This is a genomic window from Microbacterium sorbitolivorans (assembly GCF_003327285.1).
GTDB lineage: Bacteria > Actinomycetota > Actinomycetes > Actinomycetales > Microbacteriaceae > Microbacterium > Microbacterium sorbitolivorans.
Genome location: NZ_KZ848476.1, coordinates 133678 through 147071, shown reverse-complemented (window position 1 = coordinate 147071; position 13394 = coordinate 133678). Strand labels below are relative to the sequence as shown.

The 13394-nt window shown below is 70.0% G+C and carries 14 protein-coding genes; 9 read left to right on the top strand and 5 right to left on the bottom strand.

What is annotated here, in order from left to right; all coding sequences use genetic code 11:
• Nucleotides 1–48 precede the first annotated feature (48 nt).
• Nucleotides 49–861, top strand: a complete 813-nt coding sequence (locus DTO57_RS12190; protein ID WP_114118505.1) for an arginase family protein — start codon at nucleotides 49–51, stop codon at nucleotides 859–861.
• Nucleotides 862–867: 6 nt separating this feature from the next.
• On the opposite strand, the gene DTO57_RS12185 is transcribed toward DTO57_RS12190, so the two are convergent.
• Entirely contained in the window at nucleotides 868–1338 is a 471-nt protein-coding gene (locus DTO57_RS12185) for an SIP domain-containing protein (protein ID WP_114118504.1), read from the bottom strand.
• A gap of 36 nt (nucleotides 1339–1374) precedes the next feature.
• Nucleotides 1375–1839 carry a carboxymuconolactone decarboxylase family protein gene (locus DTO57_RS12180; protein ID WP_114118503.1) on the bottom strand — a complete coding sequence of 155 codons (465 nt, stop codon included), beginning with the start codon at nucleotides 1837–1839 and terminating at the stop codon, nucleotides 1375–1377.
• 186 nt (nucleotides 1840–2025) lie between these two features.
• Between DTO57_RS12180 and DTO57_RS12175 the strand changes: the two genes are divergently transcribed.
• Genes DTO57_RS12175 through DTO57_RS12150 form a run of 6 tightly spaced genes read left to right on the top strand, consistent with a single transcriptional unit; the run spans nucleotide 2026 to nucleotide 7770 of the window.
• Nucleotides 2026–2928 carry an alpha/beta fold hydrolase gene (locus DTO57_RS12175; protein WP_162785767.1) on the top strand — a complete coding sequence of 301 codons (903 nt, stop codon included), beginning with the start codon at nucleotides 2026–2028 and terminating at the stop codon, nucleotides 2926–2928.
• 3 nt (nucleotides 2929–2931) lie between these two features.
• Nucleotides 2932–4419: an ABC transporter substrate-binding protein gene (locus DTO57_RS12170; RefSeq protein WP_114118501.1), complete on the top strand. Its 1488-nt coding sequence runs from the start codon at nucleotides 2932–2934 to the stop codon at nucleotides 4417–4419.
• A gap of 1 nt (nucleotide 4420) precedes the next feature.
• Nucleotides 4421–5371 (top strand): ABC transporter permease, encoded by a 951-nt coding sequence (locus tag DTO57_RS12165; protein WP_114118500.1) that lies wholly within the window; start codon nucleotides 4421–4423, stop codon nucleotides 5369–5371.
• The gene (locus DTO57_RS12160) at nucleotides 5368–6216 is read left to right on the top strand and encodes an ABC transporter permease (RefSeq protein ID WP_114118499.1); all 849 of its coding nucleotides are present in this window, start codon (nucleotides 5368–5370) and stop codon (nucleotides 6214–6216) included. Before DTO57_RS12165 ends, DTO57_RS12160 begins: the two co-directional genes overlap by 4 nt.
• Nucleotides 6213–6995, top strand: a complete 783-nt coding sequence (locus tag DTO57_RS12155) for an ABC transporter ATP-binding protein (RefSeq protein ID WP_114118498.1) — start codon at nucleotides 6213–6215, stop codon at nucleotides 6993–6995. The genes DTO57_RS12160 and DTO57_RS12155 overlap by 4 nt, the downstream gene beginning before the upstream one ends.
• Nucleotides 6988–7770, top strand: coding sequence for an ATP-binding cassette domain-containing protein (locus DTO57_RS12150; RefSeq protein ID WP_114118497.1), 783 nt, complete (start codon nucleotides 6988–6990; stop codon nucleotides 7768–7770). The genes DTO57_RS12155 and DTO57_RS12150 overlap by 8 nt, the downstream gene beginning before the upstream one ends.
• Here the strand turns inward: DTO57_RS12150 and DTO57_RS12145 are convergent.
• The 3 genes from DTO57_RS12145 to DTO57_RS12135 form a co-directional block, all read right to left on the bottom strand.
• Nucleotides 7767–9083, bottom strand: coding sequence for a M23 family metallopeptidase (locus DTO57_RS12145; RefSeq protein ID WP_162785766.1), 1317 nt, complete (start codon nucleotides 9081–9083; stop codon nucleotides 7767–7769). The two genes, DTO57_RS12150 and DTO57_RS12145, sit on opposite strands and share 4 nt — an antisense overlap.
• Nucleotides 9084–9226: 143 nt before the next feature.
• The gene (locus DTO57_RS12140; protein WP_114118495.1) at nucleotides 9227–9907 is read right to left on the bottom strand and encodes a uracil-DNA glycosylase; all 681 of its coding nucleotides are present in this window, start codon (nucleotides 9905–9907) and stop codon (nucleotides 9227–9229) included.
• A gap of 3 nt (nucleotides 9908–9910) precedes the next feature.
• A complete protein-coding gene (locus DTO57_RS12135; RefSeq protein ID WP_114118494.1) occupies nucleotides 9911–10681 on the bottom strand; it encodes an SDR family oxidoreductase in 771 nt (256 codons plus the stop codon).
• A 115-nt stretch (nucleotides 10682–10796) separates the two neighbouring features.
• Here DTO57_RS12135 and DTO57_RS12130 point away from each other — a divergent pair, with 115 nt between their 5' ends.
• On the top strand, nucleotides 10797–12098 hold the full coding sequence (locus tag DTO57_RS12130) for a bifunctional o-acetylhomoserine/o-acetylserine sulfhydrylase (protein ID WP_114118493.1): 1302 nt from the start codon (nucleotides 10797–10799) through the stop codon (nucleotides 12096–12098).
• Between the two features lie 89 nt (nucleotides 12099–12187).
• Nucleotides 12188–13393, top strand: a complete 1206-nt coding sequence (gene metX, locus DTO57_RS12125) for a homoserine O-acetyltransferase MetX (protein WP_114118492.1) — start codon at nucleotides 12188–12190, stop codon at nucleotides 13391–13393.
• Nucleotide 13394: the final 1 nt, after the last annotated feature.

The following is a 13394-nucleotide window of genomic DNA, read 5'->3' as shown; positions in this document are numbered from 1 at the left end:
CCCCGGTGCCTCTTCTTCTTTCACCCCAGAAAGAGAGAAGATCGTCTCATGGCTCGTTTCATCGTCGTTCCGCAGTGGCAGGGCTCGCCGTCGCCCCGCGCCATGAGTCTCATCGATGGCGCCGAACTCATCGCGGGCGACCTGCCGAGCTCGGCCTGTCACCGCGTCGACGTGCCCGTTGAGGCGGGCGAGAGCCTCGACACGGGGGTGCTGCGCGCGAGCACGCTCCGCCGCGTGGCCCTGCACACCCGCGAGGAGCTCGAGGCGTTCCCCGGCGAGCGCCTCGTCGTCATCGGCGGCGATAGCGGCGTCGCGGTCCCCGCGATCGCGCACGCGGCCGGCTCTTCCGGCGATCTCGCGATCGTCTGGTTCAGCGCGCGCGGCGGCCTCCATACGCCCGAGACCTCGCCCACCGGCGCGTACGCGAGCATGGCGCTACGCGCAGTGCTCGGCGAGGCACCCGAGGGCCTCGCGCTCGCGGCGGGATCCGTCGCCCCGGAGAGCATCGTGATGGTGGGCTCGCGCGACCTCGACATCGCGGAGGAGATCTTCGTTCACGACGCCGGCGTGCGCGCGGCGGAGATCGCCGAGCTCGGCGAGGCCCTCGCGGCGACGGGCGCCCGGCGGGTGTACGTGCACGTCGACCTCGACGTGCTCGACCCGGCCCACATCGAGGGCGTCTCCGCTCCGCAGCCGTTCGGCCTCGAGCCCGCGGCCCTCGTCGAAGCGATCGCGGCGATCCGCGATCAGCTACCCATCGCGGGCGCCTCGCTCGCGGGCTTCGCGCCGCGCTCGGCAGACGCGGGCGTGACCGACATGGGCACGATCCTGCGGATCATCGGGGCACTCGCGAAGGCGTGAGGCGCCTTACACGTAGTGCGAGAGTGCCTCGGTGACCGTGATCGACTCGCGGTCAATGCCGCGGCGGGTCGTCAGGTGCTCGACGATGTCGGCCGTCGCGACGTAGCCCGCGAGGAGCGTGACGTTCGTCTCGCACGCGTCGTCGTCGCACAGTACCTCGTCGGCGTAGGCGATCGCGGCGCGGGTCATGGCCTGGCCGGGGCGGCACAGCTCCGCGCTTCCCACCTCGCCGCGGCGAACCGAGCGGTCGAGCCACGTGACGCTCATGCGCGGCGGGGCCTGCAGCGTGCCGATCCACGACGCGTCCGGAACCTCGATGAACACGCGGCCCGACGCGCAGATCGGCAGCGCCACGAGCGCCAGCTCGAGCTCGGCGAGCGACCGCTCGTCGGCGACGATGAGGTACTGGGCGCGCGCGTGCCGGCGCGAGCGACAGGAGCTGTCGTCGTGGGCTGCGAAGTCGGGGCGTGAAGTCATGGTGAGACCATGATACGCCCATTAGTGAAGGCTTGCCTAACCCTGGAGGGGCGGCACGGGGTATCGACCGGCAATCGTCAGCCGGTTGAAAGCATTGATCGAGATCGCCGTCCAGCTGATCGCGACGTACTCCTCCTCCGTCAGCACGGATCCGACCCGGTTGTAGACGTCGTCGGAGATGCCGTCGGCGTGAATGAGCGTGTGTGCCTCGGCGAGCTCGAGCGCCGCGCGCTCGCGCTCGGTGAAGACGCCGGACTCGCGCCAGGTCGAGAGCTGGCCGAGCTCGTCCATCGTGATGCCCGCCTTCTCGGCGCGCTCGACGTGCACGCGCATGCAGTAGGCGCAGCCGTTGATCTGCGAGCAGCGCAGCTGCACGAGCTCCTTCAGGCGGTCGTCGACGCCGTTCTCCCGGCACACCGCTCCGACCTGCTTCGAGAACGCCTCGAGAGAGCGATAGACGTCCATCGCGCTCTTGGCCAAATGCACACGCTGTTCGGTCATGTTCGAACCCTATCGGCCGTCGTCCAAAAATGACCCAAAAATCAATATGCCAAATCTGCGTTCAAAAATATGAACACAGTGATGGATTGTGACAAAAATAGTTGTGCACTTTTTCGCTGAGTTTCGCGGCGGCCCGCGTGGGGCCTCAGAATGGGCCTTGCCGCAAACCCTCCAGAAGGACACCCCGTGACCGCACCTGCAGCTCTCGACGAGTTCGCGTTTTTGATCGACGACGCTCGCGACCAGCACGCCGCAGTTCCCACCGTACGCCGAGAGCAGCTCGCGCTCGACGGATCCCTCGTTCTCAGCGCCCTTGTCTTCGGCGACGACCGCCCGCGCGCGGTCTTCGTGCACGGCGCCGGCCTCAACGCGCACACGTGGGATCGGACGATCATCGACCTCGGCGAGCCCGCCCTCGCGATCGATCTGCCGGGCCACGGCGACTCGCCCTGGCGCGACGACGCCGACTACTCCCCCGAGACCAATGCCGACGCGGTGATCCGCGCGATCGAGCACTGGGCGCAGGCCCCGGTGTCCCTCGTCGGCCACTCGCTCGGCGGACTCACCGCGATCCACGTCGCCGCCCGCCGCCCCGATCTCGTCTCGCACCTCACGCTCGTCGACATCCTGCCGGGCATCGGCGGGGTCGGGCGCTCCGCGCTCGCGCCCTTCTACGAGCGGCTCGAGTTCGCCTCGGTCGACGATGTGCTCGACCACGCGGTCTCGTTCGGCCTCGGCGGCGAGCGCGAGAAGGCACGCCGCAGCGTCATCCTCAACACCCGCACCCGCGGCGACGGCGTCGTCGAGTGGAAGCACCACATGGCACGCATCTTCTCGAACTCGGCGCCGGATGACAGCCCCGTCGAGATCGACGACGACCGCGACGCGCGGGCACTCGCATCTATCGAGGTCCCCGTCACCCTCATCGCCGGCTCCCACGGCTTCCTCTCGCCCGAGCGGATCCGCGACTTCGCGGCCGCGCGCCCCGAGAACGAGGCGATCGTCCTAGACGCCCCTCACAACGTGCAAGAAACCAGCCACCTCGACCTCGCGCACTCGGTGCGGGCGAGCCTCCCCGGAAGGAACTGACCGATGTCTCGCGCCAGTCGCATCCTCCCCGCCGCCGCCCTCGCGGGCGTCCTCGTTCTCGCCGGCTGCGCCGGTGGATCCGGCGGATCCGCAGACACGACGCTCGACGTCGGTCTCGTGCTCGAGCCGAGCAACCTCGACATCCGCCACACCTCGGGCGCCGCGCTCGAGCAGGCGCTCGTCGACAACGTCTACGAGGGCCTCGTCACCCGCGGCGAGGGCGGCGAGGTCGTCCCGGCGCTCGCGAGCGAGTGGCAGATCTCGGACGACGGCCTCACCTATACCTTCACCCTGCAGGACGGCGTGACGTTCCACGACGGATCCGCCATGACGGCCGACGACGTCGTCACGAGCCTCACCGACACGAAGAACGACGAGTCGAACACGGGCGCGAAGGACCTCGCCGCGATCCAGGACATCGCGGCGCCCGACGACTCGACCGTCGTCGTGACGCTCGCCGAGCCGAACATCAACTTCCTATTCCTGCTCACGGGACCGGGCGGGCTCGTGTTCAAGAGCGGCGACGAGACCGACCTCAAGACGGCGGAGAACGGCACGGGCCCCTTCACGCTCGGCGAGTGGATCCAGAAGGACAGCATCTCGCTCGAGCGCTACGACGACTACTGGGGCGAGCCCGCCGGCACCGACGAGGTCGTGCTGCACTACATCCCCGACGCCAACGCGCTCGTCAACGCGGGCCTCGACGGCACGCTCGACGTGCTCACGGGCGTGAACGCCGACCTCATCCCGCAGCTGGAGGACGACTTCACCGTCACGCAGGGCGAGACGACCGACAAGTTCATTCTCGCCTTCAACGGCAAGGACGACGCCCTCAGCGACCTGCGGGTGCGCCAGGCGCTGCGCATGGCGATCGACCACGACGCAATCCTCGCGACCGTCGGCGCCGGCCAGACCCAGTTCGGCCCGATCCCGCGCCTCGACCCCGGCTACGAGGATCTCTCCGACACGACGAGCTTCGACCCCGAGGGCGCCCGCGCGCTGCTCGCGGAGGCGGGCGTGAGCGACCTCACGCTGACGCTGACATTCCCGAATGTGTATGACTCGCAGCTCTCGTCGCTCCTCGTGTCGATGTTCAAGGACATCGGCGTGACCCTCAAGGTCGACACCGTCGAGTTCTCGGCCTGGCTCAACGACGTCTACACGAACCGCGACTACCAGCTGAGCTTCGTCAACCACGTCGAGCCGCGCGACTTCGACTCGTGGTCGAACCCCGACTACTACTACTCGCTCACCGACGCCGACGCCCTCGCCGAGGTGCAGGACCTCTACGCCGACGCGATGCGCCAGACCGACACCGACGCGTCGGCGAAGCTCCTCGCAGAGGCCGCGCGCGTCGTCGCCGAGCAGGCCCCGGCCGATTGGCTCTTCACCCGCGCCGACATCATCGCGACCGCGCCGGGCGTCGAGGGCTTCCCCACGGCCGCGACCTCGACGCGCCTGAAGCTCGCGGGCGTGACGCTCGCCGAGTGACGTGATCCGATACGCCCTCACGCGGATCCTGCTGCTCGCGCTGGGTCTGATCGCCTCCAGCGTGCTCATCTTCGCGGCGCTCCGGGTCCTCCCCGGAGACGTCGCGCAGATGATCGCCGGATCCGACGGTACGGCCGCGCAGGTCGCCGCGATCCGCAGCGATCTCGGGCTCGACCGCTCGCTCCTCGCCCAGTACGGCGACTGGATCGGCGGCGTGTTCACGGGCGACCTCGGCTCCTCCCTCGTCACCGGATCCCCCGTCGCCGATCAACTCGCGCAGAAGGCGCGCGTGACGGTCCCGCTCGGGATCCTCTCGCTCGTCATCGCGCTCGCGATCGCGATTCCGCTCGGCATCGTCGGCGCCCAGCGCCGCGACCGCGCCGCGGGCGCCGCGCTGAACGTCGTCGCGCAGCTGCTCGCGGCGGTCCCCGTGGTGTGGGCGGGCCTGATGCTCATCGTCGTCTTCGCGGTCGGGCTCGACTGGCTACCCGCGCAGGGCTTCCCGCGCGCCGGCTGGCGGGATCCGATCGCCGCCCTGCGCGCGCTCGTCCTGCCGGCCGTCACGATCGGCGTCGTCGAGGGCGCCCTGCTCATGCGCCTCGTGCGCAGCGCGACGCTCTCGGCGATGGGCGAGGACTTCGTGCGCACCGCAGCGGCCAAGGGCCTGACCCGCAATAGCGCGCTCGTGCGCCACGGCCTCCCCGCCGTGGGCCTGTCGATCATCACGGTGCTCGGCGTGCAGATCGCGGGCATCATGGTCGGCGCTGTCGTCGTCGAGCAGGTCTTCTCGCTCCCCGGCATCGGGCGCATGCTCGTCGCCGATGTGGGCGCCCGCGATCTCACGATGGTGCAGGGCGAGCTGCTCGCGCTGACGGCGTTCGTGCTCGTCACGGGCTTCGTCGTCGACCTCGTCCACCACGCAATCGACCCGCGATTGAGGGAGCACGCATGACCGCCCTCCGAAACCTCTGGCGGATCCCGACCGGCCGCGCCGCGGCCCTCGTCGCCACCTCGATCCTCGCGATCGCCGCGGTGTCGCTCGTCTGGACGCCGTTCGACCCGGCCCGTGCCGACGCGTACTCCGCGTGGACGGGCCCCAGCTGGCCGCACCTGCTCGGCACCGACGGCACGGGCCGAGACATCCTCTCGCTGCTCATGGCGGGCGCGCGCTCGACCGTCGTCGTCGCCGTCGGCGCGAGCGTCGTCGCCGTCACCGTGGGCGTCGCCCTCGCGGCGCTCGGCGCCCTGACGGCCCGCCCCGTGCGCGAGGCGGTCGCGGTCGCGGTCGACATCCTCATCGCCTTCCCCGTCCTCCTCATCGCGATGATGGTCGCCGCGGTCTGGGGTGGCTCGCTCTGGGTCGTGATCTGGTCGGTCGGCATCGGCTACGGCGTCAACATCGCCCGCGTCGCCCGCGGCGAGCTACGCCGCATCGGGCGCGCGGAGTTCATCCTCGCCGCCCGCGCGAACGGCCTCACGAGCGGTCAGATCCTCGTCCGGCACCTGCTGCCGAACGCCGCGCCCGTCTTCATCGTGCAGCTGTCGTGGTCGATGGCAGCGGCGGTGCTCGCCGAGGCGGGCCTGTCGTTCCTCGGCTTCGGCGCCCCCGTGACCCAGCCCAGCTGGGGCCTGCTGCTCAGCCAGCTGCAGTCGTACGTCGCGATCCACCCGCTGAGCGTCGTGTGGCCGGGCCTCGCCATCACCCTCACGGTGCTGTCGCTCAACCTGCTCGGCGATGCGCTCCGCGACGCGACCGATCCCACGCTCACCCGCTCCCGTTCGGAGGCCAGCGCATGAGTCTCAGCGTCCGCGACCTCCGCATCGACATCGGCGGCTCCCGCGTCGTCGACGGCGTCTCGTTCGACGTGCCGAGCGGATCCCGCGTCGGCATCATCGGCGAGTCCGGATCCGGCAAGTCGCTCACGGCGCTCGCCGTCGTGGGGCTCCTCCCCCGCGGCGCCCGCGCGACCGGATCCGTCACCTGGGACGGCCGCGAGATCCTCGGGATCCCGGACCGCGAGCTCGCCGAGATCCGCGGATCCGAGATCGGCATGGTCTTCCAGGAACCGCTCACGGCGCTCAACCCGATCCGCCGGGTCGGCGGGCAGATCTCCGAGGCGGCGCGGATCCACCGCGGCGTGCGCGGCGCGGACGCCCACACGCTCGCGGCCCGGCTCGCCGCGTCGGTCGGGCTGCCGGATCCGGAAGAAATCGTGCGGCGCTACCCGCACCAGCTCTCGGGCGGGCAGCGCCAGCGCGTCGGCATCGCGGCGGCGCTCGCGGCCGAGCCGAGCCTCATCATCGCCGACGAGCCCACCACGGCGCTCGACGTGACGGTGCAGAAGGGCATCCTCGAGCTACTCGGCTCGCTCGTCGCCGAGAAGGGCGTCTCGCTGATGTTCATCACGCACGACCTCGCGGTGCTCGCGCAGGTCGCGACCGACGCCGTCGTGATGGAGCGCGGCCGCATCGTCGAGGCGGGCCCCGTCGCGGGCCTCCTCACCGCGCCCGCGCACCGGGTCACGCAGGGCCTGCTGCGCGACTCGAAGGCCACGCTCTGGAGGAAGAATGACTGACCCGATCCTCCGCGCCTCGGGGCTCACCCGCACCTTCTACGCGCCGCGCCGCGACATCTTCTCGCGCCGCGAGGCGTCGTTCACGCTGCACCCCGCCGACATCGAGGTCGCGGCCGGATCAAGCCTCGGGATCATCGGCGAGTCCGGATCCGGGAAGTCGACGCTCGCGCGCCTCCTCCTCGCGCTCGATACGCCCGACGCGGGCGGCCTCGAGGTCGCGGAGCGCGCCGTCGACTTCCGCGCCGGGGCGCGCGAGATGCGCTGGCTGCGCGCTTTGACGGGCGTCGTGCTGCAGGATCCGTACGGCTCGCTCGACCCGCGCATGAGCGTCGGCCGCATCGTCGGCGAGCCGCTGTGGGCGCTCGACGTGGCGGGCGACCGGAGGGCGCGCGTGCGCGAGGTGCTCGCCCGCGTGGGCCTCGACGGCGCCGCCGACCGCTACCCGCACGAGTTCTCGGGCGGTCAGCGCCAGCGCATCGCCCTCGCGCGCGCCCTCGCCCACCGCCCGAAGATCCTCGTCGGCGACGAACCGCTGAGCGCGCTCGACGTGACCGTGCGGGCGCAGATCCTCGAGCTGCTCGCCTCGATCCGCCGCGACGAGGGTCTCACCCTCATCATGGTGAGCCACGACCTCGGCGTCGTGCAGAACGTGTGCGACGAGGTGCTCGTCATGACCGACGGCGCGGTCGTCGAGCAGGGATCCACGCGCGAGGTCCTCTCGCGCCCGGCGCACCCCTACACGCAGAAGCTGCTGTCGGCGATCCCGACGATCTAGGAGGCGTCGGCCGGCGGCGTCGTTTCGGGTGCCGTGGTCTCGGGTGCCGCAGTTTCGGGTACCGCGGTCTCGGGCGTTGCCGACTCGGTCTGCTGTGGCGTCGCCGAGGGTTCGGCGGACTGCGTCGGCTGCGCGTCCTGCGTGGGCGCCGCCGACGGGGTCGTCGTCTCCGGAGGCGTGCTCGGGCTCGGCGGCGTCGTCGGGCTCGGCGGCGTCGTTTCAGGCGGAGTCGTCTCTGGCGGCGTGGTCGGCTGCGTCGTCTCGGGAGGAGTTGTCGGCTTCTGCGTCGGCGTCGGGTCCTTCGTCGGGGTCGGCGACGGATCCTTCGTCGGCGAGGGGCTCGGCGACTTCGTGGGGCTCGGCGAGGGTGTCTTGCTCGGCGACGGGCTCGTGGACGGCGTCTCGGACGGCGTCGGCGATTGTGAAGGCGTCTCGGACGGCGTCGGCGATTGTGAGGGCGTCTCGGACGGCTCGTCGCTCGGCGTCGGCTCCTCGCTCGGCGAGGGCTGCTCGGTGGGCCCCGGGTCCGGCGGAACGGGGAGGGCGGGCTTGATCTCGTCCGGCGCCGCGGATCCGCCTGTGAGGAGCGGGTACGGGTCGACCGGCACGCCGTTCTTGCGCACCTCGAAGTGCAGGTGGTTGCCGAAGCTGTGGCCGGTGTTTCCGACGCCGCCGAGGTGGTCGCCGGTCTCGACCCAGTCGCCGACCTCGACGGTGCGGGATCCGTAGGTCATGTGGCCGTACACGCTCTGGTAGCCGTCCGCGTGCTGGATGACGACGGCGGATCCATAGCCGAAGTAATAGTCCTGCGACACGATCACGACGCCGGGGGCAGCGGCGCCGATGGGCTCCATCGCGGCGGCGGCGAGGTCGATGCCCATGTGGCGCCCGCCACGGGTGCCGAAGTAGTCGCTGATCGTATAGTGCGCGACGGGCCAGGCGAGCAGGCTGCCGGGGCTGAGGGTCGCGTCGTCTTCGAGCCACTTGGGGTCGATGGGCAGGCCCTTGGCGATCGCCTCCTGCACCAACTTCTGCCGCGCCTCGCGGCGCATGTCTTCGAGCTCGTCCTTCGTCGAGGCGGCGTAGGTGCTGTGCGCGAGCTCGGCGACACTCGCCGCCACGTCTTCTTCGCTCACGCCGCCGTGGGCGTGCTCGACCTCGCCCGTCAGGGCCTCGGGAGTCTGCGAGGGGGTCGCGGTGGGCGCTGCCACGAGAGTGTCGGCCGCAGCGAGGGGCGTGACGCGGTTTCCTTCGCCGAAGGTGCCGGCCACCGCGACGGTGCCGAGGGTTGCGACGAGAAGGCCCGCGCCCAACAAGATGTGCGTGCGCCTGAGCCGTTTAGCCGAGCGAATAGACCGCCGTGACGTCATCGATTTGCCTCCCCGCACACCATCCTGACCCGAAGTCACGATTATGTAAACCCTCTGCGTTTGCACAGAGGTTCCGGCGTGTCGCGTTACCGCACGGTCCAGTCGATCGCATCGGCGCCCTGTTCCGCGAGCAGCTCGTTCGCCCGCGAGAAGGGCCGGGATCCGAAGAAGCCTCGTCGCGCGGAGAGCGGCGAGGGGTGCGCGGACTCGATCCGCGGGGCGGATCCGAGAAGCGGCGCGAGCTTCCGCGCCGGATTTCCCCAGAGGATCGCGACGAGCGGGGCGTCGCGGGCGGCGAGCACCCGGATGGCGTGCTCGGTCACGGCCTCCCAGCCCCACCCCTTGTGCGAGTCGGATTCGGCGGGCGACACCGTGAGCACCCGGTTCAGCAGCATGACGCCCTGATCGGCCCAGCTCGAGAGGTCGCCGTGTTCGGGCGGCGTCAGCCCAAGGTCGTCGTGCAGCTCCTGGTAGATGTTGCGGAGGCTCCGCGGCACGGGCCGCACGTCGCGCTCGACCGAGAACGAGAGCCCGACGGGGTGCCCGGGCGTCGGGTACGGATCCTGCCCGACGATCAGCACGCGGACGTCTGAGAGCGGCCGCTGGAAGGCGCGGAGGATCCGGTCGCCGCCCGGCAGGTACGGCTTCCGCTCGGCGCGCAGGCGCTCACCGATCCCGGCGATCGTTCCGGCGACGGGTTCGAGCGCTTCCGCCCACCCGTCGTCGATGGGGCCGGCGGCAGGAAACCCCGGGAGGCGCGTCGACATCGTTCAGTCGCGGGGCGTGAGCGGGCCGCGGTGCACGAGGTGCTGGGCGGCCTGCGCGACGGGGCGCACGGTGACGAGGTCGAGATTAACGTGGCCGGGCGCGTTGAGGCTGTAGGAGACGACGTCGGCGACGTCGTCGGCCGTCAAGGGCTGCTCGACGTTGTCGTACACGGCGTCGGCCTTCGCCTGGTCGCCGAGGCGCACGAGCGAGAACTCCTCGGTGTGCACCATGCCAGGGGCGATCTCGATGACGCGGATGGGCTCGCCCACGAGCTCCTGGCGGAGCGCGTTCACGAGCATCGACTCGCCGGCCTTGGCGGCGTTGTAGCCGGCGCCGCCGGGGTAGGCGACCTGGGCGGCGGTCGACGTGAGGAAGAGGGTGTCGACGTGTGTGGCCTCGGCGCGCGAGGTGGCGCGCAGCTTCGGCAGGAGGGCCTTGACGAGGCGGTGGGCCGAGAGCGTATTCATCTCGTACATGCGCAACCACTGCTCGGTGTCGCCGTCTTCGATGCGGTCGGCACCGAGGGCGCCGCCGGCGATGTGCACGAGCGAGTGCACCGGATCCGCCCCGATGCGCTCGGCGAGCGCGTCGATGTCTTGCTGCTTCGTGAGGTCGGCGGCGAAGACCTCGGCGCCGGTTTCGGCTGCGAGCTGCTCGAGTCGTTCGGCGCGGCGGGCGACGCCCAGCACGTCCCATCCGCTCCTTCGGAGGGCCACGACCGTTGCCCTGCCGATGCCGGAACTTGCTCCCGTAACCACTGCGCGTCGCGTCATGGTTCCAGCCTAGTCATCCGCATATGACGCAACATTTCCCGGGTGTTGGCGCGCGCGCAAAGCGGCCGTATCGTCGTCTCAAACGACCACAACCATCAGTGACAGGGGAACACCCATGACCGACTCCGCTCAGTGGGCCTTCGAGACCCGCCAGATCCACGCGGGCGCGCAGCCCGACCCGACGACGGGCGCTCGCGCGACGCCGCTGTATCAGACGACCGCCTACGTGTTCCGCGACTCGGATCACGCGGCGAACCTGTTCTCGCTCGCCGAGTCGGGCAACATCTACACCCGCATCATGAACCCGACGCAGGACGTCGCCGAGCAGCGCATCGCCGCGCTCGAAGGCGGCACGGGCGCGCTCCTCGTGGCGAGCGGCCAGGCGGCCGAGACCTTCGCGGTGCTGAACATCGCGCAGGCGGGCGACCACATCGTGTCGTCGGGTGCCATCTACGGCGGCACCTTCAACCTCTTCAAGTACACGCTCGCGAAGCTCGGCATCGAGACGACGTTCATCGAGAACCAGGACGACCTCGACGAGTGGCGTCGCGCCGTACGCCCCAACACGAAGCTGTTCTTCGCCGAGACGATCGGCAACCCGCAGGCCAATGTGCTCGACATTCGCGGTATCTCCGACATCGCGCACGAGAACGGCATCCCGCTGATCGCCGACAACACGATCGCGACGCCCTACCTGGTGCGTCCGTTCGAGCACGGCGCCGACATCGTCGTGCACTCGGCGACGAAGTTCCTCTCGGGCCACGGCACCGTCGTGGTCGGCGCGATCGTCGACGGCGGCACCTTCAAGTGGTCCGAGAACGCCGAGAAGTTCCCCGAGCTCACCGAGCCGGACCCCTCGTACCACGGCATCAGCTACACCGGCGCTCTGGGCGACGGCGTCGCCTACATCACGAAGGCCCGCGTGCAGATGCTGCGCGATCTCGGTTCGTCGGCGTCCCCCAACAACGCCTGGCAGCTGTTGCAGGGCATCGAGACCCTGTCGCTGCGCATCGAGCGTCACGTGCAGAACACGCAGGCGATCGCGGAGTGGCTGGAGCAGCACCCCGACGTCGCAACCGTCAGCTACTCGGGCCTGCCCTCCTCGCCCTGGTATGAGGCGGCCCAGAAGTATGCGCCCCGCGGCGTGGGCGCGGTTCTCTCGTTCGAGCTCAAGGGCGGTGTCGACGCGGGCCGCGCGTTCGTTAACTCACTGACCCTGTTTAGCCACCTCGCCAACATCGGTGACGTGCGCTCGCTGGTCATCCACCCTGCCTCGACGACCCACTCGCAGCTCACCCCGGAAGAACAGCTGGCCGCGGGCGTCACCCCGGGCCTCGTCCGCCTCTCGGTGGGCCTGGAAAACGTCGAAGACCTCAAGGCCGACCTAGCCCAGGCCTTCGACAACGCCAAGGCCTAATCAAGAGCAAGCGGTAACAAGCGAGAAGTCCCGGGGCACACCCCGGGACTTCTCGCTTTCCCAAGAAACACGGCAGAATAGACCCCACCATGGACTGGCAAATCTCGGAAGACACTGTCCCGTCGGCATTCGTGACGGAGGCTGACGCGCGCTTGATGGCGGGACGCCCGCCGGCGAGTGGTGCGTGGCAGGACGGGGACGCGTTGGGCCAGCGGAAGTTTGCGCGTCTGGGGCTGTTCACGACGGAGCGGGGCGATGAGATCCCGCATATGCGTCTGGCGTATGAGTCGTGGGGCGAGCTGAACGCGGACCGGTCGAACGCGGTGCTTGTTCTGCACGCGTTCACGGGAGATAGCCACGTGCGAGGCGAGGCGGGCCCGGGGCATCAGACGGCGGGCTGGTGGGAGGACATTGTCGGGCCGGGGTGTCCGATCGATACCGACCGCTTGTTCGTGATCGCGCCGAACATCCTCGGCGGGTGTCAGGGTTCCACGGGGCCGTCGAGCATTCATCCCGATGGGGATCATTGGGGGTCGCGGTTCCCGTTTGTGACGATCCGGGATCAGGTGGACGCACAGCGGGCGCTGGCGGATCATCTGGGGATTGATCGCTGGCATGCGATCGTCGGCGGATCCATGGGCGGGATGCACGCGCTGGAGTGGGGCGTGACGCACGCGGATCGCGTGGAGCGGCTCGCGGTGATTGCGTCGCCGCCGGAGACGAGCGCGGATCAGATTGCGCTGAACACGACGCAGCTGGAGGCGATTGAGATCGATCCGGGCTTCGCGGGTGGCGAGTATTACGAGTCGGGGCCGGGTGAGGGCCCGCACCGAGGGCTGGCGCTTGCGCGCCGGATGGCGATGCTGAATTACCGCGGCGTGGTGGAGCTGAATAAGCGTTTCCAGCGGTCGTGGCAGTCGGATGTGAGCCCGCTCGGGTACGGCGGCCGGTATGCGGTGGAGTCGTATCTCGATTTCCACGGCAACAAGTTCACGCGCCGGTTCGACGCGAACACGTATACGCGGCTGATCGAGGCGATGAACTCACACGATGTGGGCCGCGGCCGGGGCGGCACGGAGGATGCGCTGAAGCGGGTGACGGCGCGGACGCTCGTCGTCGGCATCGATACCGACCGGCTGTTCCCGATCGAGGGTCAGCACCGCATCGCGAATGGCATCCCGTCGACGATTCATGGCGACGAGGCGGTGGTGATCCGCAGCGATTTCGGCCACGACGGCTTCCTCATCGAGACGAGCGTGCTGGGCCACCACCTGCGGGCGCTGCTGTCGGAGTAGC